Source organism: Bradyrhizobium sp. ORS 285 (assembly GCF_900176205.1).
Taxonomy (GTDB): Bacteria; Pseudomonadota; Alphaproteobacteria; order Rhizobiales; family Xanthobacteraceae; genus Bradyrhizobium.
The window spans coordinates 3690956-3716063 of record NZ_LT859959.1; the positions used below are offsets into that span (position 1 = coordinate 3690956).

A 25108-nucleotide genomic window follows, 5' to 3' on the forward strand; every position below is an offset into this window, starting at 1 on the left:
CGTTTGCGCGCTCAAGGAAAAACCGTCTGCAAAACAACAGCTTGTGGCCGCGATTTGCGAGGTCGGCTGAACCGCCGGAGGTGATTCCGTGCCGCGCGCGGCGAACGTATAGAGGCGTTTGATCGCCCGGGCAAGCCGCCAATGGACGTCTTTACCGGCCCGGTCGCGCCATGCTCAACGCGCCGCAAACAACGGCGAGATCCCGTCGGTGTCGATATAGACCACGCCCTCCTCGACCCTGACCGGATATTCGGCCAGCGCGCTCTCCGGGGGGTGCAGCGGCTCGCCCGTCAGCGCATCCCACGTCCAATTGTGCACGGGACAGCTCAGCACCCGGCCGTCGAAGCCGGCCTCCTCCATCGGCGCCGCCGTATGCGGGCAGACGCCCTGGAACGCCTTCAGCTCCCCATTATCGGGCCAGGCGAGAATGATGAGCTGGGCGTCGGCGATGACCAGGCGCATGCCGCCTTCGTCGATCGTATCGGCCTTGCAGACGCGGGTGAACATGCGCGGTCCCTCTCCGTCGTTTGTTGCGGTGATCGCAAGCGATGGCCGGAGCAAGACTCGTTCCGACTGCGCCTCGTCCCCACGAGCACAGCAAGACGATGGCACCCTTCTTGCTGCCTTCCTGTCGAGATCTCGCTGGACGCGCCGTCCTGTCGCAAACGCGACAGAGCGACGTCGCAGCAGCGGACAGCGGCGGCGGAGTGCGACATGACCGACATGACGGAGCTGAGGACACGCAAGGAGCCGCTCAACCTCGCCATCGTCCATGTCGATCCCGACGCCTTCATCGCCCATCTGATGGGCTGGCTCGAGATCACCGCCTTCATCAAGGCGCAGCGCAGCGGCGAGGCCACTGTGCCCGCGGACGGCAAGACACCGGCTCTATCGCCCGCGCAGCTCAAGAATGGCGGCGTGCACGAGGTCGGCAACGATGCGCTGTTTGCGTTCGCGATGACGGCGGCGCTGAAGGGCGACAAAGCCGCGGTCGACAAGGTCGAGACCGCCCTGCTCGATCAGATGGGCCCAGATTTTCCGGGCTCGTTCGCGCTGTGGCACTTCCGCACCACGATCGACGCGCCGACCACGCTCGATGATTTCGTCGGCCAGGCCGGCAAGAAAATGCTGGCGGGCGACCTGCCGCCCCCGCCGCTGCGGGCCAAGGAATATTGGAGCGCGGGCCTGCGCTTCTTCGAGAAGGCGCGCAAATCCAACTTCGTCCACGAGATCATGTATCCGCTGGCCAAATGGACGCGCGCACGCTGGACTGAGACCGCCGAGAAGGGCGTCGCCTTCCTGCATCACATCGAGGACAACGTCCCGGTGCTGCGCGAGGTGCTGGAGGAGCCGCGCAACGACCAGGCGTTCATTGCCAACACCCTGCTGAAGCTCGCGCCGGCCGTCGACATGGAGCTGAATGAGGAATACCAGGGCTTCCTGCGCTCGCTCGCGCGCCGCAACTGAGCGCCGCCTGAGCCTAACGGCCGACGCAAAAAGGCCGGCGGGCGTTACGCCGCCGGCCTCTTGTCGCGACTGCCGGCTCCGGCCGTCCGGTTCCGTCGCACTCCTGGGGGAGTATGCGAACAGGGTCTCGCGGCCTGGTTAATGATGATTTAACGCGAGATGAGCAAACCGAGGCGACGGACAAAACTGCACGTCTGGCGAGCACCGCACGCAATCAGGGTTACCCGCTCGCTCATCGGCTGGTCGGGATTTGAGACCCGGGCAACGCCAGCCATCAACTCAAAATCAATGCGCGCTTCTTCTCGCGGCGCAGCGCACGCTCCTGGCAGCCCGACAGCCGGACGAACTCCTGCGGATGGATATCGTAGCCCTGACAGCCGAAGGCGCTCTGCTGCGACATCGGCGTCTGCGCCGGACCGTCCGGCCGATCGCTCCTGGCTCCGGCCAACGAAGCCCGGCCCGGCTCGAGCCCTGTATTCAACGCGGTCATAGCCAACTCCGTGAAAGAGTGCCTGCCCCCAACGATCGGGAACTATAGCCCCCTGGATTTCCTGTGCAATTGAGACAAAGCGTCCGTGAGGCCAAGTGTCCCTCAGCTCGGTGTCCCTCAGCTCGCAGCAGCGCGCGCCTGCTCCGCCTCCTGCTCCCAGCGCAGGATGGTCCGCTCGAGGTTGTGGAATTTTTCCGCGACGTCGCCGTCGAACAGCGGGTCCTTGCGGTCGGACATGCGGGCGTCGATGTCGGCCCAATCCTCCGGCTGCAGGGCGCGCAAGGCTGCCGGAAACAGCAGCGTCTCCTCCTTGCGCAGATGCTCGCGCTGGCTGTCGATGAACTCGAGGACGGCGGCGTGGAAGCTCTCGCGCAGGATCTCCTGGTCGGACAGCACGGCGTTGACGGCATCGGCAAAGCCGCGCAGCCGCTGTGCCTCGGTCTCGTGCTCGTCGTCGACATCGCCATAGGTGGCGGCCGCCGCCGGATCGCGCGCGCGCAACTTGCCGAAGATCATCTCCTCCTTGGGATGATGGCAGCGCTGCGGATAGTCCTCGAAATAGGCGATGATGCTCTGAAGGATGTCGTAGTCCGGCCGCCGATTATGATCGAACAGCTCCAACTCGTGCTCGAGCACCGAAAGAAGCTTCTCGAGGTTCTGGTGCTCCTGCAGCAGCGCTTCGATGATCTTTGCCATGGCTGCCTCTTTGCGCCGGGCCGGGTTCTGCCGAGCCGGCATGCTCCCCTGATCGCAAAAGACTACGCCCGCGCGGGCGCGGGCGGCATTGCGGCAGATCAAACTGACAGGGTCATCTGACAGGCCAGGAGAACAATCGACAGGACAGCCGGCGGCCTACTCCGCCGCCAGGGCCTGCGGGGCTCGCACCAGGCCGAGCCGGTCCCAGACATCGACCAACGCCTCGGCCAGCGCATCGATCAGGCCGTCGTCGTGGTACGGCGACGGGGTGATGCGCAGCCGCTCGAGGCCGCGCGGCACCGTCGGGTAGTTGATCGGCTGGATGTAGATGCCATGCTCGGCCAGCAGCAGGTCGGATGCCGTCTTGCACTTCTCGGGATCGCCGACATGCACCGGCACGATGTGGGTGTCCGACGGCATCACCGGCAGGCCGGAGGCATTCAGCACGGCCTTGAGACGGGCGGCGCGGTCCTGGTGGCGGTCGCGCTCCCATTGCGAGGTCTTCAGATGACGGATCGCGGCGGTCGCGGCGGCGCAGACCGGCGGCGGCAGCGCAGTCGTGAAGATGAAGCCCGGCGCATAGGACCGGACGGCGTCGATCAGGTTGGCGTTGGCGGCGATGTAGCCGCCGAGGCAGCCGAATGCCTTGGCGAGCGTGCCTTCGAGGATGTCGATACGGGCCATCGCCCCGTCGCGCTCGGCGATGCCGCCGCCGCGCGGGCCATACATGCCGACGGCATGGACCTCGTCCACGTAAGTCAGCGCGCCATAGCGCTCGGCGAGATCGCAGATCCGATGCAAGGGGGCGACATCGCCGTCCATCGAATACAGGCTCTCGCAGACGATCAGCTTCGGCCGGTCCGGATCGGCGGCGCGCAGCAGCTCTTCCAGATGGGCGAGATCATTGTGCCGCCAGATCTGCCGTTCAGCGCCCGACTTGCGGACGCCCTCGATCATCGAATTGTGGTTCAGCGCATCCGACAGCAGCAGGCAGTTCGGCAGCAGCTTTGCGATGGTCGAGATGCCCGTCTCGTTGGAGACGTAGCCGGAGGTGAACACCAGCGCGGCTTCCTTACCGTGGAGATCGGCGAGCTCGCGCTCCAGCTCGATCAGCGGATGGTTGGTGCCGGCAATGTTGCGGGTGCCGCCGGCGCCGGTCCCCATGCGCGCGGCAACGTCGACCATGGCGCCGATCACCTTGGGGTGCTGGCCCATGCCGAGATAATCGTTGGAGCACCAGATCACGACATCCTTCGGCCCCTCCGGCGAATGCCAGATCGCCCGCGGAAAGCGGCCGGCGAGACGTTCGAGATCGGCGAACACGCGGTAGCGGCTTTCCCTGTGCAGCTGGTCAAGGGCGCGGTCGAAATAGCTGTCGTAGTTCATCACCTGATCCGTCCTTCCCCTGCCCGGCGGCCCGACGCCAGCGTTCCAGCGCCCCTTTAAAGGTCTGTTTCGGCTCGGACAAAAGCCCAGTTCGGCCGGGCGATCGTTGATCCAGATCAGGGATGGGGAGGATTGCCGGCGTCGGGAATGTCGAGCGCGAGCGGCGCGCCGGTGTCGAGGAAGGCCGACAGCGCCGCCTCGACCGGCGCGGGATCGAGCCCGCGTCCCGCCAGCCATTGCGGCTCGTAATAGGTCTGGCGGTAGCGCTCGCCGGAATCACAGATCAGCGTGACCAGCGAGCCGGTCTGCCCCTGCTGCCGCATCTCCGCCGCGAGCCGGCACAGCGCCAGGAAGTTCGTCCCGGTCGAGCCGCCGACCGGCCGGCGCAGCTTGCGCGTCAGCACGTTCATCGCCGCGATCGAGGCGGCATCCGGCACCTTCATCATGCGGTCGACCACGCCCGGTACGAAGGACGGCTCGCAACGGGGGCGGCCGACGCCCTCGATCAACGACGGCTTCTCGCAGGTCCTGGCGCAATCGCCGCTGCAGAACGCATCGAAGAAGGCGGAATGCTCGACATCGGCAACGCAGAGCCGTGTCGGGAAGCGGCGGTAGCGCAGATATCGCCCCATCGTCGCCGACGTGCCGCCGGTGCCGGCCCCCATCACGATCCATTCCGGCAGCGGGCAGCGCTCGCCCTGCAGCTGGTTGAAGATCGACTCGGCGATGTTGTTGTTGCCGCGCCAGTCGGTCGCGCGCTCGGCGAAGGTGAACTGGTCCATGTAGTGGCCACCGAGCCGGGCCGCGAGCGCCGCCGCTTCGGCATAGAGGAAGCGGCCGTCGTCGATCAGGTGGCAATTGCCGCCGTAATGCGTGATCGCCGCGATCTTCTCCGCCGAGGTCGTACGCGGCATGACCGCATAGAACGGCACGCCGATCATCTGCGCGAAATAGGCCTCAGACACCGCCGTCGACCCCGACGACGCCTCGACCACCGGCGTGCCCTCGCGGATGTGGCCGTTGCACAGCGCATAGAGGAACAGCGAGCGCGCCAGGCGATGCTTCAGGCTGCCGGTTGGATGCGTCGACTCGTCCTTGAGATAGATATCGATGCCGGCGAGCGCCGGAACGATGAGGCGGATGAGGTGCGTGTCGGCGGTCCGGCACTGGTCCGCCTCGATGGCGGCGACGGCGTCGTCGACCCAGCCGCGGCGATAGCGTGGCAGGCAGGGCTCGGCAGGGCGAAACGGACTCGGCTGGTTCATGCGGGCATACCGATCATGATCCCCTGGCCGCATCAAGCCCGCTCTCGGGCTGGCCTGGCGCATGCTGAACGGGCGGTAGCTGCCGCGCGCCGCGTGTCCGTTGCCCCCGATGCGGGCATTGCGCCGCATTCGCACCTACGTCGAGGCAAGGAAATTTGAATCTCGGCGAGATTGGCCAAACAATTGCACACTTTCAGGGCGAACTAAGGCGCTGCATTGCCATAGACTGGATCTCGTCGAGGGTTGCATGACGGGCCGTAAGGCCTGCATACGAGGGGCACAATGAAAGTTTTTCCGCTTGTCGTCATTGCGTGCGCAGTCAGTCAGGCCGCCTTTGCCGAGGGTCTGGAGTGCCGGCGCGTCGCCGATCCCACGCCGCGGCTGAGCTGCGTCGAGACACCGACCACCGCCCAGGCCCCGGCCCCGTCTCGGACCGATGCGTGGACCCCGGAGCCGCGTCGGGAGACGCCGGCGCGTGACGGCAATCAGGCTGCGGGCGGATCCCGGATCCGCTGACCGGGTACCCCTGCGGCCGAAAGCGGCAGCAGGGCATCTCGGTGATCCCATGCCTTGATGATCGGCCGTTTTTACCGACATGTGGATTCTGCCCCGCGGCTCCCGATCTCGCCGTGATGCCGCGCGGGAGGTGAAGGGCTGGATCCTCCAGCGGCACGAGACGATTGGAGACCATGGCCTACCTGCCGTCGCAAATGAACCTGCTCGAAGCGCTCGCCACCGTGGTCGGAACCGCGGCGATTGCGCCTGCGTTGCTGATCCTGTGGCTGGTGGTTGCGGCGGGCGATAATTCCGGACCTCCTCTGAAGATCTGGACCGCGTTCCTGCTCGGCGCCGCCAGCGTGCTGCTACTCGGCATTGTCCGGATCCCGTTCCAGAACGTCGGATTGACCATCGAGAACCCCTGGATCGCGCAGGCCGTCCGGGCGCTGTTCAACGTCGCTCTGCCTGAGGAAATCGCCAAGGTCGCCGTGATCGCCGCGCTGTGGTCGCGGCGCCGGCAGGTCGGCAATGCCATGGACACGGTGTTCTATGGCGCGGCGGTCGGGCTCGGCTTCGCCGCGTACGAGAACCTCGCCTACCTCGTCCAGCATGCCGAAATGTGGCGCTCGCTCGCCATCCTGCGCAGCGTGCTCACCGTGCCGTTCCACGGCGCGCTCGGCATCATCGCCGGCGCCTATCTCGCAATCGCCCGGACCTCGACCGCGCTCGGCGCCAACCGACACAATCGCGAGGGGGCGCGGATGTCGAGCTGGGCCCTGGTGCTGGCCGCTCCGGTGATGCTGCATGCGGCATTCGACTATCCGCTGCTGCTGCTGCAGCGCGCCTCCAATCTGGATCCGACCTCTCGGCTCTGGCTCGGCGCGGTCAGCGTCCTGATCGGCTTCTCCTCGATCGGGCTCGCGATCCGGCTGGTGCGCCGCGTGGCGCATCACCACACGCCGCGGACCGAGGTGGCAAAGGCTCGGCTGAGCCAGCTGCGGCGGATGTGGGCACTGCTGCTGCTCGGCGGTGCCGCCGGCTTCATCGGCCTCGGCTTCGTGCTGACCTCGATCCGGCACTGGCTGCTCAATCCCGACCGTAACATCGCCAGCGTCCTGGTGCCCCTGGGCCTTACGGCGATCCTGCTCGGCGTCGCCCTGCTGATTGTCACAACGACGATCTATATCTTCGGCCGCAATCGGATGCGGACCACCGCCTAGGCGCCCGCCGCAGGGCTCGATTGCAACGAAACGCGCCTGGCGCGCTTGTTCCGGCCGCCGTTCCTCGCCATCTTGACGGGCGGCGGTTACGGCGTCCAGCGCGTGGCCTTGCCCGGAGTGATGAGCATGACCCTTCCCCAGGATACGATCCCGCCGGAGCTCGAGCGCATGAGGTCGCAGATGGGCGCGGCCGTCCGCGCACATTGGAAGGCGGTCCTGATCGAGGGCATCCTGCTCGCCGTGCTCGGCCTGCTCGCCATGGTCCTCACGCCGCTGGCCAGCCTGGCGGTCACGATCTTCCTCGGCTGGATGTTCCTGATCTCGGGCATCGCAGGGCTCGCACTCACCTTCTGGGCGCGTGGCATGCCGGGCTTCTGGTGGTCGTTGCTCTCGGCCCTGCTCGCCATCATCGCCGGCTTCATTCTCGTGGCGCAGCCCGTCCAGGGCACGGTGACGCTAACGATCGTGATCGGCGTCTATTTCCTCGCCGAAGGCGTCGCCACGATCATGTATGCGCTTGAGCACCGGCGCGAACTGTCCGGCCGCTGGTCGTGGCTCGCGATCTCCGGCGTCGTCGACATTGCCATTGCCGGCATCATCATTTCCGGCCTGCCGGGCACGGCGCTGTGGGCGATCGGCCTGCTCGTCGGCATCAACCTGTTGTTCGGCGGTCTGTCGATGATCGGCATGGCGCTGGCGGCCCGAAACGCCTGACGACCCGAGTTTCAACTTTTGGGATGACAAGCGGCGCCGCGGCCGCTATAGGACGTTCATGATCAACGCCGCCACCAGCTATTATTGGTACTTTACCTACGACAGCTCGCTGGCGGCGGGAGGATCGCGCTCAATCTGACACATTGCAGCAAGATATCCGAACAAGCCGCCAGACCTGGCGGCTTTTTTGTGCCGGCAGGTGCCCATCGAAAGACTTCAGGAGCCCGCCGTGCTGAGCACCACAGACGATCTTCGTATCAAGGAAATCAAGGAATTGAGCCTGCCTGTGGAGGTGATGGGCGAGATTCCGCGCACCCTCACCGCCACCCGCGTGGTCATGGCCGCGCGCAACGCGATCCACGCCATCCTGACCGGCAGCGATGACCGCCTGCTGGTCATCGTCGGCCCCTGCTCCATCCATGATCCCGAAGCCGCGCTCGACTACGCCAGCCGCCTCGCCGCCCTTCGCGAGCGCCTCAGTGACCGGCTGGAGATCGTGATGCGGGTCTATTTCGAGAAGCCGCGCACCACCGTCGGCTGGAAGGGCCTGATCAACGATCCCGACCTCGACAACTCGTTCGACATTAACAAGGGCCTGCGGCTGGCGCGCAACGTGCTGTCGGCGGTCAACAATCTCGGCCTGCCCGCGGCTACCGAATTCCTCGACATGACGACGCCGCAATACATCGCCGATCTCGTCGCCTGGGCCGCAATCGGCGCGCGCACGACCGAAAGCCAGATCCATCGCGAGCTCGCCTCCGGACTATCCTGCCCGGTCGGCTTCAAGAACGGCACCGACGGCAACATCCGCATCGCGACCGATGCGGTGAAGTCGGCCGCGCATCCGCATCATTTCATGGCGGTGACCAAAGGCGGCCGCTCGGGCATCGCGGCGACCACCGGCAACGAGGACTGCCACATCATCCTGCGCGGCGGCGCTGGCCCGAACTACGACGCCGCCCATGTCGAGCAGGCCTCCGCCGAGCTGGTCAAGTCCGGCCTGCCGGCGCGGCTCATGATCGACACCAGCCACGCCAATTCCAGCAAGAAGCCGGAAAACCAGCCGCTCGTGGCCGCCGACATCGCCGGCCAGCTCGCGAACGGCGAGCAGCGCATCATGGGCGTGATGATCGAGAGCCATCTGGTCGCCGGCCGCCAGGACGTCAAGCCGGGCGTGCCGCTGACCTACGGCCAGAGCATCACCGATGGCTGCATCGGCTGGGACACGACGGTGGAGGTTCTCGAGCAGTTGGCCGACGCCGTCACGGCACGGCGCGAGAAGCGCGGCGACTCGCTGCGCGAGCGCTCGGCCTAAGGCATCGCGGATCAATCGAGCGGCGCGCCTCGCGCGCGCCGCAGCCGAACGTTCAGCAGCCGCGGCAGATGCTCTTGATCTTGCGATCGAGCTCGCGGTCTTCCTTGCTCATATTGCTCATCGAGCTCTCGTCGGCCTGCTCGGCCTTCGGCAGGTCGCTCGGCCGTGGCTGGCGGCGCTTCTTGGCGCCCTGCGTCGTCGAGTCACTGCTCATGCCGCCGCTCTGCGCCAGCACGGCGCCGTCGGCCACCAGGATCAGGAGCCCCATCGCGATCGCAAATGTCTTCATCGCAGGTGTCTTCATGTTGCTCCTCCGTGTCAGCGGAATCAGCCGATCACTTCATTCCCCAGCGGGCGGATAGAGGTGCGCCTCGCCGCAATAGTCAACCACACGATAGCGCGTTTGCAGAGCGGCAGCATGATCCTGCGCAACAAAATCCTCGGCAGTGATGTATTGCGGCCCGACCGGCGCCTTGCCGTAGCCGCCGGGAATGTCGAGCACGTAGTCCGGCTGGCACAGGCCGGACACCCGCCCGCGCAGCGTCCGAATCAGCGCCTGTCCTTCCGCAAGCGTCGTGCGCAGATGCGCCGTGCCCGGCGCGAGGTCGCCATGGTGCAGGTAATACGGCTTGATGCGGGTCTCGACGAAGGCGCGCATCAGGGCCTCCAGCGTCGCCGCATCGTCGTTGACGCCGCGCAGCAGCACCGACTGGCTGACCAGAGGAATCCCTGAGTCGATCAGCCGCGCACAGGCGGCGCGCACCTCCGCACTCAGCTCGCGCGGATGATTGGCATGCAGCGCGACCCAGGTCGCGGCTCCCTGCACCTTCAGCGCATCCACCAGCGAAGGCGTGATGCGCTGGGGATCGGCGACGGGCAGCCGCGTGTGGATGCGGATGATCTTCACATGATCGATCGCGGCGAGATCGGCCATGATCTCCTTGAGCCGCCGCGGCGACAGCATCAGCGGATCGCCGCCGGTGAGGATGACCTCCCAGATCTCGGCATGCGACTTGATGTAGTCGAGCGCGCCGCGGTAGGCGTCCTCCGACAGCGCATTGTCCTTGCCGGGCCCGACCATCTCGCGACGAAAGCAGAAGCGGCAATACACCGCGCAGACATGCACGAGCTTGAGCAGCACGCGATCGGGATAACGGTGCACGATGCCCGGCACCGGCGCATGCGCATCGTCGCCGATGGGGTCGCCGCGCTCGCCGGGCGCAGCTACGAGTTCATCCGCCGACGGCACGAACTGGCGCGCGATCGGATCATTCGGATCGTCGCTGTCGATCAGGTCGGCGAGATGCGTCGTCACGGCCACGGCATAGCGCTGCGCCACCCGGTCCAGCGCCTCCTGCTCTGATGGCGCAGCCAAGCCCTGCGCCACCAGATCGGCCGCGCTGCGCAAGGTCGTGGGCCGTTCGATCCGGTTCATCGCCGCTCACCTGCCGGCGGCGTCCACACCACCTGATCGATCCTGACCGCGCCGGCCGCCAGCATCACCAGCCGCTCGAAGCCGAGCGCGACGCCGCTCGCCTGCGGCATCTGAGCCACGGCGGCGAGGAAATCCTCGTCGAGCGGATAGCGCTCGCCATAGCGCCGCTGCTTCTCCGCCATCTCCTGCTCGAACCGCCGGCGCTGCTCGGCGGCATCGGTGAGTTCGCCAAAGCCGTTGGCGAGCTCGACGCCGCAGGCATAGACCTCGAACCGCTCGGCGACCCGGAGCTCGCCGGCCTTGGCGCGCGCCAGCGCGGCTTCCGGCGACGGATATTCATACAGCACGGTGACCCGTCCGTTGCCGAGCTGCGGCTCGACATGCTCGACCAGGACCTTGCTGAACAGGTCCGACCAGGTGTCGTCCTCGCTGATCCGGATCTTGCCAGCGGCCGCAGCCGCCAGCGCATCGCGGTCGCCCATGCGATCGCGGATTGTGGCCAAGAGGTCAATGCCCGCGTAGCGCGCGAACGCGCCCGCCACCGTCAGCAGCTCAGGCTCGGCGTAGGGATCGGCAGTGCGGCCGCGGAAGCCGAACTGCCGGATTCCGGTGGCCTGGGCCGCATGGGCAATGACCACGACGGTATCGGCCATGATCGCATCGTAAGGCGCCTCCGCCCGGTACCATTCCAGCATGGTGAATTCCGGCAGATGCAGGTCGCCGCGCTCACGGTCGCGGAAGACACGGGCGAACTCGAAAATGCGGCTCTCCCCGGCCGCCAGCAGCTTCTTGCAGGCGAATTCCGGCGAGGTTCTCAGATACCGCCGATGCCGGGTTCCGTCCGCCGCGGTCAGCTCGGTCGCCGGCGCGTGCAGATGGGTCTCGTTGCCCGGCGACACCTGCAGGACGCCGGTTTCGACCTCGGTAAAACCCTGCTCCTCGAACCAGGCGCGCAGGGCGCGCGTGATGGCGGCCCTGGCTTGCAGAAACGCCCTGACATCGGCGTGCCGCTGCGGCGACCACCAGGGTGACGGGGATGGCTCCTGGGGCATCACGGGATCGCCAAAAGGCTGGCAACCCCGGACAAAATCAGTATGTTGCCGGCCGAAACCGCATCCCGCGTCCCGCGGCGCCCAGGCCATGCCCGGCGCCCTCCCCTCAGTGTCAGGAAAACAGCTTTGAAAGTCATCGCCAGCTCTATTCGCAAGGGTAACGTCATTGAGCAAGATGGAAAGCTCTATGTCGTCGTGACCGCCGAGAACATCCATCCCGGCAAGGGCACCCCGGTCAGCCAGATCGAAATGCGCCGAATCAGCGACGGCGTGAAGATCTCCGAGCGCTTCAAGACCACCGACCAGGTCGAGAAGGCGACGATCGAGGAGCGCAACTTCACCTTCCTGTACGAGGATGCTGACGGCTTCCACTTCATGAACCCGGAGACCTATGACCAGGTCCAGGTGCCGAAGGACGTGGTCGGCAATCAGGCCGCCTATCTGCAGGAGAACATGACCGTCAAGCTGTCGATGCACGACGTGGTGCCGGTGGCGATCACCCTGCCGCAGCGCGTCACGCTCGAGGTCGTCGAGACCGAGCCGGTCACCAAGGGCCAGACCGCGTCGTCGTCCTACAAGCCGGCCGTGCTCTCCAACGGCGTGCGCACCGGCGTGCCGGCGCACATCACCGTGGGCACCCGGATTGTGGTCATGACCGAGGACGGCTCCTATTGCGAGCGCGCCAAGGACTGACGCATGATGCTGGCGACGATGGCATGATCTGACGCCGGGGGGCGCAGGGGATTGGGGGCAAGGATCACCTTTATCACCGCGGCCCTGGCGGCGGTGATCGCGCTGGCGGCGACCTCCTGGGCGCGCGCGGCAGACTCCCTCGCGACGCCCGCCATCTCCCTTCAGCGCGCCGACTGGCGTGCTGCGCTGGACCAGCTTCGGTCCGAGCTCAATGCGGCCCCCGACGTCGCCGCCGATTTCGCACTGTCAGCGCGGCGGCGAAGCGTCGCCGGCAATGACCCGCGCCGGCGGCCCGCGCTGCTGCAGCTCAACGGCGTGACCTCGACCATCTTCACGGGGATCGGACGCAGTCCGGTCCCCGTCTTGCTGCCGTTCGACACGGCTGCCTATCTCGGGGCACGCCGCCGCGGCGCGGTCGACCCGCAGACCCTGCCGCGCTACCAGGCCGACTTCCAGACCGACCTGTTCGATGCCGGTCCCTCCGGCTACGACGCGGTGTTCTCGCTCGCCCCCGAGGTGACCTCCGGCCTGCCCTCGCGCATCTTCGCCAAGCCGGTCGAGGTCCAGATCACGGGATCGAGCATCACCTACGACATCGCCGATCCCGCCGGCGGCAAGGGCGATCCGGTCAAGGCGCTGTCAGCACAATATCCCGATCTCCGCCGCTTCATCCGCGAGGGCTATGTCCGCTACGCCTTCACCCGCTTCGGCGTGCCCTATGTGGTGTCGATCCAATGCCTCGACAGCGCGCCGCGGCCGAAGCGCCTCGCCTGCCGTGAGGCTTACCCGATCGCCGAGCGCTTCCTCAGGGCGTTGCGCGTCGCCGGCGGCCAGCCGGCACGCAGCGCACCGGAGATCGCCCAGCTTGCCGCCGAGCAGCCATCGACGCTCGACGCCGATTTCAGCTACCGTCCGCCGGGCGATATCGTCGCCAATTCAGGCGCGCGCGGCCAGAGCGGGCGTGCTGATCGCATCGTCTACTCGCAGATCCGCTTTCCCGTCGACGCGCCGGCCTATGTCCATTCGCAGTCGTTCGGCCGCCGCCGCGCCAGCGACAAGCTCGACCAGCCTCGAAGCCAACAGCCCTGGAGCCAGTATCCCTGGCGCGACAGCTTCTGCGAGGCGCGCGATTTCAATGTCGGGCAATGCGCCAGCGGCTTCGGTCATCAGGGCCAGGACATCCGGCCGGGCATCTGCCCGGTGCGTCGCGAGGGACCCGATGGCTGCGATCCGTGGCGGCAACGCGTGCTGGCGGTGCGCGACGGCGTCGTCATCCGCTCGACCAGGCAGCAGGCCGTCACCATTCAGGTCAACAGCGGCACCGAGCACATCCGCTTCCGCTATATGCACATGAACCCGACCGCGATGGACAATGACGGCCTGCTCAACGGCCGCAGCCTTCGCGCAGGCGAGCCGATCGGCGTGGTATCGAACTATCTCGACCATCCCAACGGCACCACGCGGCATGTGCATTTCGACATTCAGTTGTTCACCCGCGACGGCTGGATCTGGGTCAATCCCTACATGACGCTGATCGCCGCATATGAGCGCCTGATCGGCGGCCGCGGTCGCGAGATCGGCGCAGACCCGGAGATGGCCGCCTCGCCATCTCCCGTCACCACCGGAACGATCAAAGCGCCGGCGCAAGCCGTCTCGCCGCTCGGCCCCTCCGCCGACGCCGCCGTGGGGCGTGACCGGAACTGATCGCGCCGCGGCGCCCGCGCCGGAACCGACCTCCCCGGCTGCGGGTTGATGGGCGAAGGAGGATGTCGGATGACGGCAGTCACATCGCATCACAGAATGGGACCTGCGCTGGTGTCGGCAGCGATCGCGCTCGTCTGCGTCGGCGCGCTCATCATGCTCGTGCGCGATCGCTGGCATCCGCCGGAGATCAAATCCGCCGACGCGGCCCGTCACTCGATGACCGGCCAGGTCGCCCGCGCCGCCGGCGCCCACGTGATGCCGACGGATCCCAGTCTCGCCGTGGAGCCGAAGCCCGAAGGCCCCAAGCGCGCGCAGCCGGCAAATCCGTTTTGAACAAGCGCGAGCTGATGAGTGCGAGCTGATGGCAGGCGGTGCCTGCTTCAATGCGAGCCATCGATACAACTCTCGCACCATCGCCGCTGTCCTCCCTCTCCCCGTTCTTACGGGGAGAGGGTCGGGGTGAGGGGCAGCTACACGGGTAGGAGTGGCCGTTGAGACTGTATCAGGCTTACCTATCAATGCCCATCGACCTGTCTCCACGAGCGAAGCTCGTCGAGCCGAGCATCCACCTTCACTCTTCGAGCCACCGCGGACAAGAGCCGGGCTACGCTAACAGGACTCACGACTCCGCGCTCACGCCGACCACTTGTCCTCCTCGCGCCGGTGCTCCTCGGCATTGAGACGCTCGGCGATCTCATGCGCCATCGCCTCGTCCTTGGTCCTGGCGATCGGCTTGCCGTCCTTGCGCCGCACGCGATCCTCATCGGCTTCGAGAGGGAAATCGTCCGGCTTCAGCGGCTCGTCGGGCTCGGTCATCTGCGCCTCCTCGTTTGTAGGCACAACTCGTGCGACTTCGCCGCGGTTCCACCGACGTCAGCTGGCAGCGCGCGCCGGCCGCTCCGCCGGTGTCCAGCGGAAGGCGACGCCGTAGCGGTTCCAGAGATTGATGACGCCGATCGCCGATGTCAGGAACACCAGCTCCGTCTCGGAGAATTCCGCGCGCGCCAGCGCATAGACCTCGTCGCCGACGCCACCATCCAGCTTCGTCAGCGCCTCGGTGAACGCCAGCGCCGCACGCTCGCGCGCGGAGAATTGCGGCGCCTCGCGCCAGACCACGACGAGGTTGAGCTTGTCGGCGGACACGCCGAGCTTCTCCGCCAGCAGCACATGATGCTGCACGCAGAACGCACAGCCGTTGATCTGCGACGCGCGGATCTTGACCAGCTCGAGCAGCTGCTTGTCGAGGCCGGCCTTGGCCGCCTGCTGGCTGACCGCAAGGATGGCGTCATACAGCCCCGGCGCCTGCCGCCTGAAATCCGCATACTCGCTGCGCGCATGTGACATGGTTCATCTCTCATGTTATCTGTTCTCTGATAACTTATCAGAGCTCTGATAATATGCGCAAGACACGGACATCTTCACCTTCGCGCGCGCAGCGGCAAACGCGGGCGGCGCGCACCGGTCAGCCCGCGCGCCCGCCCGCCCCCGGCGAGGGCAAGCGCGGCGAGGACGGCCATCTCGCTTATCTCTTGCGCCAGGCGCAGGCCGCGGCGCGGCTATCGCTCGAGCGCGCACTCGTCTCGACCGGCCTCACACATCCGCAATTCGTGGTGCTGACGATGCTGAAGGCCTATCCCGGCCTGTCCGGCGCCGACTGCGCCCGCGTCGCGCTGCTGACGCCGCAGACCGTCAACGTCATCATCGGCAATCTGGAACGTGACGGCGCCATCGCGCGCTCGCCGCATCCAGTGCATGGCCGCGTGCTGCAATGGACGCTCACCCGCCGCGGCCTCGCCTTGCTCGCCAAGGCGCGACGCCACGCGTCGGCGCTGGAACGCCGGCTCGCGCGCGGTGTCAGCCGGCGCGAGCTCGCGACCATCCGCCGGTGGCTGGCGCGGATCGCGACCGAGTTCCATCCGGATTGAGCCCCCTGCCGCCGGCCCGCACCAGCGGCTACACTGGCGGCCATGACCCAGCCCGATTCCCCGACCCGCCGCACCCTGCTCCGCTCCGGCCTCGGCGCCGCCGCGCTGCTCATCCCCGCGCTGCCCGCCGCGGCCGCGCCGGCCGAGTTCGACACCTGGCGCGACGGATTCCGCACCCGGGCGCTGGCCAAGGGCATCTCGCAGGCGACCTGGATACGCGTCATGTCCAGGCTCGAGCCCGACATGTCCGTGTTCAAGGAGATGCGCAACCAGCCGGAGTTCAAGGAGCAGCTCTGGCAGTACATCAACCGCCGCGTCTCCGACTGGCGCGTCATCAACGGCAAGATCGCGCTCCAGAAGAACGAGGCACTGTTTGGGCGCATCGAAAAGGATTTCGGCGTCGAGCGCGGCACCTTGCTGGCGCTGTGGGGCGTCGAGTCGGCCTACGGCGATCCGCTGGTGCAGCAGAACCACATGCGCCCGGTGTTTCCCGCGCTCGCCGCGCTCGCCTGGAACGAGCCGCGCCGCAAGGCCTATTGGGAGACCGAGCTCACCAACGCGCTGAAAATCGTCGACCGCGGCTGGAGTACGCCGGAGGAGATGCGCGGCTCCTGGGCCGGCGCGATGGGCCACACCCAATGGATGCCCGAGGTGTGGCTCAATGTCGGGTTCGACTATGACGGCGACGGCAAGATCAACCCGTTCGGCCGGCCCGACGACGCGCTCGGCTCGACCGCGCGCTATCTCGTCAACCGCGGCAAATATCATCGCGGCGAACATTGGGGCTGGGAGGTCCGCGCGCCCGGCAATATCGGCGGCAGCAAGACCTACGCAGCCTGGCAGGCCGCCGGCGTCACCCGCGCCGACGGCGAGCCCTTCCCGCAGCCGAACGCGTCAGCGCAGCTCTGGATCCCTGTGGAAGGCGGTCCCGCCTTCCTGCTGGGTCCGAACTTCTATTCGGTGAAGTCATACAATCCGGCGATGAGCTACGCGCTCGCGATCTGCCATCTCGGCGACCGCATCCTGGGCGCCCCGCCGTTCCTACAGCCCTTCCCTGGCTCCGAGCGCGCGCTCACGCTCGCCGAAGTCCAGGAGATGCAGAAGCGCCTGACCGCGGCCGGCTTCGACACCGGCGGCACCGACGGCCGCGTCGGCAACGACACGATGAAGGCGATCCGCGATTTCCAGGCGAAGGCCGGCATCACACCTGCCGATGGCTATGGCGGGCTGAAGGTGCTGGCGAAGCTGCGGCAGGGTGGTTGATAGTTCGAGATTCGTAGGGTGGGTAAAGGCGCTGCCGTACTGTCTCGTCGTTCGAGATCGCCATGGCGCCGTGCCCACCATCTCACCGCTGAGCACGCCGCCCGACGGTGGGCACGCTGCCACCTTCGGCGGCCGCTTTGCCCACCCTACTGATACGCCCTGCTCAATCAGGCCTTCGCCGCGGCATCGCGGTGTCCCCTCGGCGCCTTCGGCTTCGGCTGAGAACCCTCCGCCGTCTTGACGCGGATGCGCATCGAGCCGCCCTTCGCCTGCTCGCCGATCTCGAAGGCTCCGCTCTTGCGGACGAGATCGCTGAGCTTGCGGCAGCCATAGGTGCGCGGATCGAAATCGGAGACCAGGTTGGTGAGCTGGGTACCGACCACGCCGAGCTCCACCCAGCCGTCTTCGCTCTCGATCTGGCCGATCACCTTTTCGATGATCTCGGTCGCGGCGCGGATCGGCATCAACGACCTCGCGGCCGGCGCGGCATCCTTGCTGCTCGAAGCGCCGCCGCGCAAATTCTCGGTGTAGATGAACCGGCGGCAGGCCTGCCGAAAACTCTCGGGCGTCTTCTGCTCACCGAAGCCGAACACGTCGATGCCCTGCTCGCGGATGCGCGCGGCGAGCCGGGTGAAGTCGCTGTCGGACGACACCAGGCAGAAGCCGTCGAAGCGGCCGCTGTGCAGCAGGTCCATCGCGTCGATCACCAGCGTGATGTCGGAGGCGTTCTTGCCGCTGGTGTAGGCGAACTGCTGCTGCGGCACGATGGCGTAGCGCGCCAGCGTATCCGCCCACGGCCTGGAGCGCGGACTGGAGAAGTCACCATAGATCCGGCGCACGCTGGCCTCGCCGATCTTGGCGATCTCCTCGAACAGCCCGTCGACGATCTTGGCCGAGGCATTGTCGGCGTCGATGAGAACGGCAAGTCGCGGCGAGCGGGCTTCGGATGGCATTGAATATCCTTCGAACTGACTTCGGTCTGGTTCCCTTATACCCTGCAGTGAAGGATGCAGTCCGACAAACATCACAGCAAGAGCCGTGAATTGGCAGGATTCGGGGCGCCACCGGCTGAGCGCGGCCGCCCGCTCACCATTTGTGTACGAATAAATCCCGGGTTCCCACGGGTTTGGCGCGGCCGCTTTCACCTTCCTTTAATTTGCGATGCACAACGATGGCGCGATCGATCGACCGGGTGCTCGCCCATGATGAGAGAAGGTACCTACTCCGCCTGGTTCAAGACCCCGAAGGGCCAGGGGACCGGCATCGTGCAACTGATCGCGGGCCAGGTCTGCGGCGGCGACGGCGTGCTGACCTATAGCGGCAGCTACGAGGCTCAGGGCGATCGGTTCACGGCCATCATCAGGACCAAACGGCACGCCCCGGGACAGCCTTCGCTGTTCGGTCCCGACGAGCTGACGCTGTGCCTGGAAGGCTGCTGCCGCACGATTCCCGTCACCTGCTCCGGCCGGGCCGCCGAAGCGCCGGACATCCCGTTCGAAGCGTTCCTGCTGTACTCCTCTCCCGACAACGCGCCTCCGCCGGCTCCCCGCCCGGCGCCAAAATTCAATCCCGAGCATTTGCCGAAGCCGTTCTGGCGCTGAGGCCCTTCTCGACGTTCGCCTGGTGCCCGCGCGGGCCGCACTCAAGCAAGCCCTTGCTCCGCCACGATCTGCACAGGCGGAAATGTGACGCAATCGGCAACGTCGAATACGACAGAGAAAGACTGGTCGAACGCGCGTGCAAACGCCATCGCGTCGGCTCGGCGTGCATCCGAGATCCGCGTGCCCAGCGTGCAGTGAGGACTCCAGGCACCAGGTCGATAGTGCTCTCGGCAATGAGCCGGGTCGATGGCTGCCGCGATGGCAGCGTGCCAGCGCGACAATGTCTCGTCGGGTTCAGGCTCTGCCCAGAGGACGAAGCGTGGATGCGCAAACCACGCAAGGCGGCGGAACTCGATCTTCAACGCTCGACCACCTTCTACCACGTCCCGCATGGCCTGCCACGCGGCCGCTGCGTCGATCTCCGGAGTGTCGTAGATCGCAAGGGTGAAATGCGGTCGATATCCGAGATCGCGCATGGATGGCACGTCCTCGAACGCTGCGACCTGATCCCACAGATGCTCGATCTCATCCGCCGAGACGTGATCGGATCTCAGATTGAGCGCGATTGCCATCGCATGCTCCTCACGGCACCGAGGCGCTGATCCTGCTCACGAGATCGAGAACGCGCTGGGTCCTGACACCGTGCGGGTTGACATCGAGATCCACCAGCTCGACGAGCACCAGACGCTTCGATGGAACGACGACCACCAACTGGCCGCCATAGCCATTGGCGAAGAACGCGTTCAGACCTCCATTTGCCTTTGTATACGTCCACCAGAGATAGCCATAGCCGCGTTCCGGCTGCTCGGTGTCCGACAGGCGCGTGGTCGATTCCGTCACCCACTGCGCCGGGACGATCTGAGTCCCGTTCCAACGTCCGCCGTTGAGATACAGCACGCCGAAACGCGCGAGGTCGCGGGCGCTCATGTGAAACACATAGGCCGGATGAGAGGACGAGTCCTCCTTCTGGTCATGACCATCCTTCGCCGAGTAATCCTCCATACCCAGCGGCCGCGCGATCTGCGTCTCGAAATTCTTGAACACGTTGCCGACCGACTGCCGATAGATCGTGCCGAGCGCGTTGAAATCCCAATTGTTGTAGTACCAGAAGCTGCCGGGCGGATGGCTTCCGCGTGCCGGCCGGAGCTCTTTCATCTGCGGCGTCTCGTAGGCCGCGAGATGATAGATGCCCGACCGCGCCATCAACAATTGGCGAACCGTCGCGGTCTTCTCGGTTGGCGACAAGGCGTCGGGCCGATCGTCGATCGCACGTTCGGCAAGAGTGCTGTCGAGATTGATCCGGCCCTCCTCCACGGCCATGCCGTACAGCGCGCTGATCAGGCTCTTGCGCTCGGACCGGATATTCACCTTGGCGGCGATGTCGCCCGACGAGGCAATGATCTCGTCGTCTCTCACCACCATGATCGATGTCGGCTTCTGCTCGTCGGCGAACTGCTGGACGTCCCGTGCAATCGCCGCGATCCAAGGCTTGTCGGCGGGGTTGGCCGCCTGCCAGTGCGCTCCCGGTTCGGCATGGGACCACGATGGAGACAGCAGCAGACCCATGAGCACGGCATATAGACGCAGCATCGAAGACCCTCATTCCAGTTGGCCGATTCGGCGCGACCCTAGCGGAGGACCGCACGGTCGAACATGGCGCTTCCCGGCGCCCACGTCGCGTCGACGGCCCCTCGCTGAGGCCGCGCGCCGAGCGTCATGCGTTCCTGCGATGTCAATCGGATGACGAAAACCGCCGGGAGCGCACAAAAGATTTCGCTTGCTTTTCTTCCGAAAATCGGAAACAATATGCGCGTCCTGTCCTCATGAGAGGGACGCTTCGCGATCGTCACGAACGTGGAGGATGGGATGCGGTGGCCGCTGATGTGTCGCAGCGTACTCGATGTGCGCGGACGAACGGCAATTGGCGGACGCGAAATCGCGTGGTCCTGGCGCCCCGAAGCTGGCGCCAAGCTTTCGGGTGATGATGAGCCCGAAGGCGACGGTGGCTATCAAGCCGGACACCGGGGAGATCGCGTATAAGCGTTAAACCCATCGCGCAGGGAATGCCGGTTGAAACGGCTTTGCCTGTGGTGACTGCCGCCTGCTTTTTGTTTGCAGGCGGGCCATGGGTGAGGCCTTCACCCGGCATTCCCTGCGCCCTCTTTCATCGATGAGGGTCTTGATCAGGCAATCACTCGGGCGCGATGGCGCGGCGGGATGCAACGTCGCGCGCATTGATGGGAAGCACGATGGGCGCATCATCCTCCGCCGTCGTCCCGGTCTCCGAGCCGGGACTCATACCCACAGGGAGAACTGTGAAGCAGGAGGGCAATGGGCATCTCGCTCTCACAACATCCGCTGCGGCGTATGGGTCCCGGCTCGGAGGCCGGGAAGACACCGTTGATGTTGCCGCTACCTGATCATCGCCGGACCGTGATCCGGCACGGCGACGTCCAGCACGCGCAGTTGCACGCGCTCGACGCCCTGGTAGCGGTCGACGGTCAGCGTGCCCGCGACATGGAGGACCTGGCCGCGATGCTGGACGAGCGCGTTGCCGAGCTTCTGGCCGACCGAGCGGAACGCGATGGCGTTCACGGTGGCGCCGTCGCCGGACTTGAAGCGCAGCTTGAGATGCGCCTGCCCGACCTCGTCGGCATAGACGAGCTGATGCGACGGGAGCGCCACGATCGGCTCCGGATTGCCGCTGCCGAAGGGCCCGGCGCGATTGAGCGTATTGACCAGCTCCGGCGTCGCTGCGCGCGCGCTGATCGCGCCGTCGATCAGGATCTCGTTGACGTGCCGCGCCTCGGCGACATCGGCGGCGAGCGCGTTTTCCAGATAGGCGCGAAACTCCGCCAGCCGCTCCTTGCGCAGGGTGACGCCGGCGGCCATCGCATGCCCGCCGCCCTTCATCAGGATGCCCTGCTCCACCGCATGGCGCACGGCACGGCCGAGATCGACGCCCGGAATCGAGCGGCCCGAGCCGGTGCCGATGCCGCCCGGCTCCAGCGCGATCGCAAACGCAGGCCGCGCAAACTTTTCCTTCAGCCGCGACGCCACCAACCCGACCACGCCGGGATGCCAGCCCTCGGACGCGGTCACGATGACCGCACCCTTGTCCTCCAGCCCAAGCGACGCCAACGCCTCGGCCTCGGCCTGCGCCTCCGCATGCTGCTCGATGACGCGGCGCTCGGTGTTGAGCCGATCGAGCTCGGCCGCGATCCGCGCCGCCTCCGACACGTCCGTCTCCAGCAGCAGCCGCACGCCGAGATCGGCGCGACCGATACGGCCGCCGGCATTGATGCGCGGCCCCAGCATGAAGCCGAGATGCCACGCCTCCGGCGGACCGTTGAGCCGGGCGACATCCATCAGCGCGGTATGGCCGACATGATCGCGTCGGCGCATCGCGATCAGGCCCTTGGCGACGAAGGCGCGGTTGAGCCCGACCAGCGGCGCCACGTCAGCGACGGTGCCGAGCGCGACGTGGTGCAGCATGCCGAGCAGATCGGGCTCGGGCCGCGTGCTGCTCCAGAAGCCGCGGCCCCGCAGCTCCCTGTTGACGGCCACCAGCGTCACCAGCGTCAGCCCGACCGCGGCGAGATGGCCGAGGCCGGAGAGATCGTCGGGCCGGTTCGGGTTCACCAGCGCCTCGACCTCCGGCAGCTCCTCGCCGCATTGATGGTGGTCGATCACCACCACGGCCATGCCGAGCCGCCGCGCCTCCGCCAGCGGCTCCAGGCTGGTGGTGCCGCAGTCGACCGTCACCAGCAAGGTTGCGCCTTTGTCGGCAAGCCCGCGGATCGCTTCGACGTTCGGCCCATAGCCCTCGAAGATGCGGTCGGGAATGTGGATCAGCGGGTCGAGCCCGCAATGCCGCAGGTGCCAGGCGAGCAGCGCCGCCGACGTCGCGCCGTCGACGTCGTAGTCGCCGAAAATCGCGACCTTCTCACCTTTCACGGCGGCATCCGCGATACGCTGCGCCGCCACCTCCATCTGCGTCACCGTGAACGGGTCCGGCATCAGCTTGCGGATGGTGGGGTCGAGGAAGTCGTTGACTGCATCGAGGGCGACGTCACGCCCGGCGAGCACCCGCGCCAGCATTTCCGGCAACTGATAGCGCTGCACGATCGCCAGCGCCCGCGCCGCGCCGCGCGTGTCCAGCCGGTCGCGCCACAGCTTGTTGGTCAGCGACAGCCGCACGCCGAGGAACGCCGGCGGGGCGCTCAAGGGCAAGGCAAGGGCAGACGGTGCCATCAGGCTATGGGCCTCGCATGCGGCATGGCGATTCGAAAACGACGGCGCCGAATCTACAGCAAGTCGGCGGTCGCGGCAGGCTCCGTCGCAGGAACCCACTGGAATCGCACTGCATCATCGCGGAAATCAGGGCCTCAGAGGGGGTGTTTGATGACATATAGTGCGACTTGCCTAAAATTACAGCTGTGTTCAGGATCGTGCATTAAACGCGCGTTAGGCGAACTCCGTGACATTTCAATCAAATTATACCGACTGAATTGCTCGCAGTCTCCGCATCGGCCGAGACAGCGATGAAATGGAGTTGTTCAATGTTGGCAGCGCCTGAGCTGAAGACCTCCCCCTCGATTGCGCCGTCTCCCACGGCTCCCCAGGACGAGACCGACGTCTCCGCGCTGATCGCGCGGCTCACCGGCGAGGTCAATCAGATCGCCTGCGAGAAGACCAAGTCGATCCAGCAGATCACCAATCAGATGAAGATGCTGGCCCTGAACGCGCTGATCGAAAGCTCCCGGGTGGGCGCGCAGGGCGCGGGCTTCGCAGTCGTCGCGCAGGAGGTGCGCGCGGTCGGCCAGCAGGTCGAGACCATCGCGCGCGAGCTCGAAGGCCAGCTCACCACCCGCACCGGCAATCTCAAAAGCTCGATCGAGCGCATGACCGAGCGGGCCCGCGGCGAGCGCATGGTCGATCTCGCGCTCAACGCGATCGAGCTGATCGACCGCAATCTCTATGAGCGGACTTGCGACGTGCGCTGGTGGGCGACCGACTCCGCTGTCGTCGATTGCGCCGCCACACCGGACGCCGCCCGCGTCGCCCATGTCTCCGAACGGCTCGCGGTGATCCTCTCGGCCTACACGGTCTATCTCGATCTCTGGCTGTGCGATCCCTCGGGCAAGGTGATCGCGAACGGCCGCGCGGACCGCTTCAACGTGGTGGGCCAGAGCGTCGCCGATACGAAGTGGTTTCGCGAGGCGCGCGGCCTGCGCTCGGGGGACGACTACGTCGCCGGCGACGTCGAGTGCCAGCCGCTGCTCGGCAACGCCCAGGTCGCGACCTATTGCGCCTCGGTACGCGAGAACGGCAACGCCCATGGCAAGCCGCTCGGCGTGCTCGCGATCCATTTCGATTGGGAGGCCCAGGCGCGCGCGATCGTGCAAGGGGTCCGCGTCAGCGAGAGCGACAAGGCTCGCGCGCTGCTGGTGGATTCCAGCCACCGCGTGATCGCCTCCTCGGACGGACAAGGCATTCTCAGCGAGCGCGTGTCGCTGAAGCTCGACGGCAAGCGCAGCGGTTTCTATCAGGACGCATCCGGACGCATGGTCGCCTTCCATGCCACGCCCGGCTACGAGACCTACAAGGGCCTCGGCTGGTACGGCGTGATCGTGTCGGGCGCGTGAGAGCGGAGGGTCAGCAGCCGAGCCGGTCGGCGATGCCGTTGAAGTCGGCGGCCACGATGTCCCAGGCCCCGGTGGCTTCGAAGTCGCGGTTCTGCAGCGGGCCGTATTCGGTGGGCCGGGCAACAAAGGCGGTCTTCAGACCGTAGCGTTGAGCCGCCTCGAGATCATTGTTGTGCGCGGCGACCATCATGACCTCGCCGGGCGAAAGACATAGGAGACGCGCGGCGCCGAGATAGGTCTCGGGGTCGGGCTTGTAGTGCTCGAACAGCTCGGCGGAGAGAACGAGGTCCCAGGGAAGCCCTGCGAACTTCGCCATGTTGGTGAGCAGCGCGACATTGCCGTTGGAGAGCGGCGCGATGATGTATTTGGACTTCAGCCGGGTCAGCCCGGCAACACTGTCGGCCCACGGATGCAGCCGGTGCCAGCCGCGGGTGAGATGATCGAGATCGGCTTCGGTCAGGCCGACGATGCCGAGCTTGGCGACGAGCGTCTCCAGCGACCGCCGGTGCAGCACGTCGAGAATGACGTAGCCGCGCTCCGGATGCCTGCGGACCTCGTCCATCGAGCCGACATAGAGCCCGCGCCAGCTGTCGACCAGCGCGGTCCAGTCGCCCTGGATGCCGCGCGTCTTGGACCAAGCGGTGAAGTCGTTGATCAGGCTGGTGCGCCAGTCGACGACGGTGCCGAACACGTCGAAGACCAGCGCCTTGACCATCGAGAGATCGGACATCGCGGC

27 protein-coding genes are annotated in these 25108 nt (G+C 66.5%); 12 read left to right on the plus strand and 15 right to left on the minus strand.

Annotated elements, in window-relative coordinates; genetic code table 11:
• Window positions 1–174: 174 nt before the first annotated feature.
• Window positions 175–507, minus strand: a complete 333-nt coding sequence (locus tag BRAD285_RS16565; RefSeq protein ID WP_006614761.1) for a Rieske 2Fe-2S domain-containing protein — start codon at window positions 505–507, stop codon at window positions 175–177.
• A 207-nt stretch (window positions 508–714) separates the two neighbouring features.
• Between BRAD285_RS16565 and BRAD285_RS16570 the strand changes: the two genes are divergently transcribed.
• A complete protein-coding gene (locus BRAD285_RS16570; RefSeq protein ID WP_006614762.1) occupies window positions 715–1467 on the plus strand; it encodes a hypothetical protein in 753 nt (250 codons plus the stop codon).
• Window positions 1468–1741: 274 nt separating this feature from the next.
• On the opposite strand, the gene BRAD285_RS16575 is transcribed toward BRAD285_RS16570, so the two are convergent.
• The 4 genes from BRAD285_RS16575 to BRAD285_RS16590 all read right to left on the minus strand — a co-directional run bounded on the left by BRAD285_RS16575 (window position 1742) and on the right by BRAD285_RS16590 (window position 5304).
• Entirely contained in the window at window positions 1742–1957 is a 216-nt protein-coding gene (locus BRAD285_RS16575) for a hypothetical protein (protein WP_006614763.1), read from the minus strand.
• Between the two features lie 117 nt (window positions 1958–2074).
• Window positions 2075–2653, minus strand: coding sequence for a hemerythrin domain-containing protein (locus BRAD285_RS16580; protein ID WP_006614764.1), 579 nt, complete (start codon window positions 2651–2653; stop codon window positions 2075–2077).
• A 156-nt stretch (window positions 2654–2809) separates the two neighbouring features.
• Window positions 2810–4039: a 5-aminolevulinate synthase gene (hemA, locus tag BRAD285_RS16585; protein ID WP_035648445.1), complete on the minus strand. Its 1230-nt coding sequence runs from the start codon at window positions 4037–4039 to the stop codon at window positions 2810–2812.
• A 116-nt stretch (window positions 4040–4155) separates the two neighbouring features.
• A complete protein-coding gene (locus BRAD285_RS16590) occupies window positions 4156–5304 on the minus strand; it encodes a PLP-dependent cysteine synthase family protein (protein ID WP_006614766.1) in 1149 nt (382 codons plus the stop codon).
• Window positions 5305–5586: 282 nt separating this feature from the next.
• Between BRAD285_RS16590 and BRAD285_RS16595 the strand changes: the two genes are divergently transcribed.
• The 4 genes from BRAD285_RS16595 to BRAD285_RS16610 all read left to right on the plus strand — a co-directional run bounded on the left by BRAD285_RS16595 (window position 5587) and on the right by BRAD285_RS16610 (window position 9051).
• Complete coding sequence (locus BRAD285_RS16595) at window positions 5587–5820, plus strand: hypothetical protein (protein ID WP_006614767.1); 234 nt, start codon at window positions 5587–5589, stop codon at window positions 5818–5820.
• Window positions 5821–5993: 173 nt separating this feature from the next.
• Window positions 5994–7022, plus strand: coding sequence for a PrsW family intramembrane metalloprotease (locus tag BRAD285_RS16600; RefSeq protein WP_006614768.1), 1029 nt, complete (start codon window positions 5994–5996; stop codon window positions 7020–7022).
• 126 nt (window positions 7023–7148) lie between these two features.
• Window positions 7149–7736, plus strand: coding sequence for an HdeD family acid-resistance protein (locus BRAD285_RS16605; RefSeq protein WP_006614769.1), 588 nt, complete (start codon window positions 7149–7151; stop codon window positions 7734–7736).
• A gap of 229 nt (window positions 7737–7965) precedes the next feature.
• Window positions 7966–9051 carry a 3-deoxy-7-phosphoheptulonate synthase gene (locus BRAD285_RS16610; protein ID WP_006614770.1) on the plus strand — a complete coding sequence of 362 codons (1086 nt, stop codon included), beginning with the start codon at window positions 7966–7968 and terminating at the stop codon, window positions 9049–9051.
• A 52-nt stretch (window positions 9052–9103) separates the two neighbouring features.
• On the opposite strand, the gene BRAD285_RS16615 is transcribed toward BRAD285_RS16610, so the two are convergent.
• Genes BRAD285_RS16615 through epmA form a run of 3 tightly spaced genes read right to left on the minus strand, consistent with a single transcriptional unit; the run spans window position 9104 to window position 11538 of the window.
• Window positions 9104–9355 (minus strand): hypothetical protein, encoded by a 252-nt coding sequence (locus tag BRAD285_RS16615; protein WP_006614771.1) that lies wholly within the window; start codon window positions 9353–9355, stop codon window positions 9104–9106.
• Window positions 9356–9391: 36 nt separating this feature from the next.
• Entirely contained in the window at window positions 9392–10486 is a 1095-nt protein-coding gene (locus BRAD285_RS16620) for a lysine-2,3-aminomutase-like protein (protein ID WP_006614772.1), read from the minus strand.
• Window positions 10483–11538 (minus strand): EF-P lysine aminoacylase EpmA, encoded by a 1056-nt coding sequence (gene epmA, locus BRAD285_RS16625; protein ID WP_006614773.1) that lies wholly within the window; start codon window positions 11536–11538, stop codon window positions 10483–10485. The genes BRAD285_RS16620 and epmA overlap by 4 nt, the downstream gene beginning before the upstream one ends.
• Window positions 11539–11664: 126 nt before the next feature.
• Between epmA and efp the strand changes: the two genes are divergently transcribed.
• From efp to BRAD285_RS16640, 3 genes are all read left to right on the plus strand, one after another.
• Window positions 11665–12231 carry an elongation factor P gene (efp, locus tag BRAD285_RS16630; RefSeq protein WP_006614774.1) on the plus strand — a complete coding sequence of 189 codons (567 nt, stop codon included), beginning with the start codon at window positions 11665–11667 and terminating at the stop codon, window positions 12229–12231.
• 51 nt (window positions 12232–12282) lie between these two features.
• On the plus strand, window positions 12283–13935 hold the full coding sequence (locus BRAD285_RS16635) for a M23 family metallopeptidase (protein WP_006614775.1): 1653 nt from the start codon (window positions 12283–12285) through the stop codon (window positions 13933–13935).
• 69 nt (window positions 13936–14004) lie between these two features.
• Window positions 14005–14268, plus strand: coding sequence for a hypothetical protein (locus BRAD285_RS16640; RefSeq protein ID WP_035648448.1), 264 nt, complete (start codon window positions 14005–14007; stop codon window positions 14266–14268).
• A 300-nt stretch (window positions 14269–14568) separates the two neighbouring features.
• Here the strand turns inward: BRAD285_RS16640 and BRAD285_RS16645 are convergent, their stop codons facing one another.
• Window positions 14569–14751: a hypothetical protein gene (locus BRAD285_RS16645; protein ID WP_006614777.1), complete on the minus strand. Its 183-nt coding sequence runs from the start codon at window positions 14749–14751 to the stop codon at window positions 14569–14571.
• A gap of 57 nt (window positions 14752–14808) precedes the next feature.
• Complete coding sequence (locus tag BRAD285_RS16650; RefSeq protein ID WP_006614778.1) at window positions 14809–15279, minus strand: carboxymuconolactone decarboxylase family protein; 471 nt, start codon at window positions 15277–15279, stop codon at window positions 14809–14811.
• A 53-nt stretch (window positions 15280–15332) separates the two neighbouring features.
• On the opposite strand from BRAD285_RS16650, the gene BRAD285_RS16655 reads away from it, so the two are divergent.
• Complete coding sequence (locus BRAD285_RS16655; RefSeq protein ID WP_006614779.1) at window positions 15333–15860, plus strand: MarR family winged helix-turn-helix transcriptional regulator; 528 nt, start codon at window positions 15333–15335, stop codon at window positions 15858–15860.
• 42 nt (window positions 15861–15902) lie between these two features.
• A complete protein-coding gene (locus BRAD285_RS16660; RefSeq protein ID WP_006614780.1) occupies window positions 15903–17123 on the plus strand; it encodes a lytic murein transglycosylase in 1221 nt (406 codons plus the stop codon).
• A gap of 167 nt (window positions 17124–17290) precedes the next feature.
• Here the strand turns inward: BRAD285_RS16660 and BRAD285_RS16665 are convergent, their stop codons facing one another.
• On the minus strand, window positions 17291–18076 hold the full coding sequence (locus tag BRAD285_RS16665; protein WP_006614781.1) for an NYN domain-containing protein: 786 nt from the start codon (window positions 18074–18076) through the stop codon (window positions 17291–17293).
• A gap of 249 nt (window positions 18077–18325) precedes the next feature.
• On the opposite strand from BRAD285_RS16665, the gene BRAD285_RS16670 reads away from it, so the two are divergent.
• Window positions 18326–18724 carry a hypothetical protein gene (locus tag BRAD285_RS16670; RefSeq protein WP_006614782.1) on the plus strand — a complete coding sequence of 133 codons (399 nt, stop codon included), beginning with the start codon at window positions 18326–18328 and terminating at the stop codon, window positions 18722–18724.
• Window positions 18725–18765: 41 nt separating this feature from the next.
• On the opposite strand, the gene BRAD285_RS16675 is transcribed toward BRAD285_RS16670, so the two are convergent.
• The 3 genes from BRAD285_RS16675 to recJ form a co-directional block, all read right to left on the minus strand.
• Entirely contained in the window at window positions 18766–19296 is a 531-nt protein-coding gene (locus tag BRAD285_RS16675) for a 2'-5' RNA ligase family protein (protein ID WP_006614783.1), read from the minus strand.
• A gap of 10 nt (window positions 19297–19306) precedes the next feature.
• Complete coding sequence (locus BRAD285_RS16680; RefSeq protein WP_006614784.1) at window positions 19307–20314, minus strand: serine hydrolase; 1008 nt, start codon at window positions 20312–20314, stop codon at window positions 19307–19309.
• Window positions 20315–21136: 822 nt separating this feature from the next.
• Entirely contained in the window at window positions 21137–22978 is a 1842-nt protein-coding gene (gene recJ / locus BRAD285_RS16690; RefSeq protein ID WP_006614785.1) for a single-stranded-DNA-specific exonuclease RecJ, read from the minus strand.
• 308 nt (window positions 22979–23286) lie between these two features.
• On the opposite strand from recJ, the gene BRAD285_RS16695 reads away from it, so the two are divergent.
• Window positions 23287–24372, plus strand: coding sequence for a methyl-accepting chemotaxis protein (locus tag BRAD285_RS16695; protein ID WP_006614786.1), 1086 nt, complete (start codon window positions 23287–23289; stop codon window positions 24370–24372).
• 10 nt (window positions 24373–24382) lie between these two features.
• Here the strand turns inward: BRAD285_RS16695 and BRAD285_RS16700 are convergent, their stop codons facing one another.
• A complete protein-coding gene (locus BRAD285_RS16700; protein ID WP_006614787.1) occupies window positions 24383–25102 on the minus strand; it encodes a haloacid dehalogenase type II in 720 nt (239 codons plus the stop codon).
• Window positions 25103–25108: the final 6 nt, after the last annotated feature.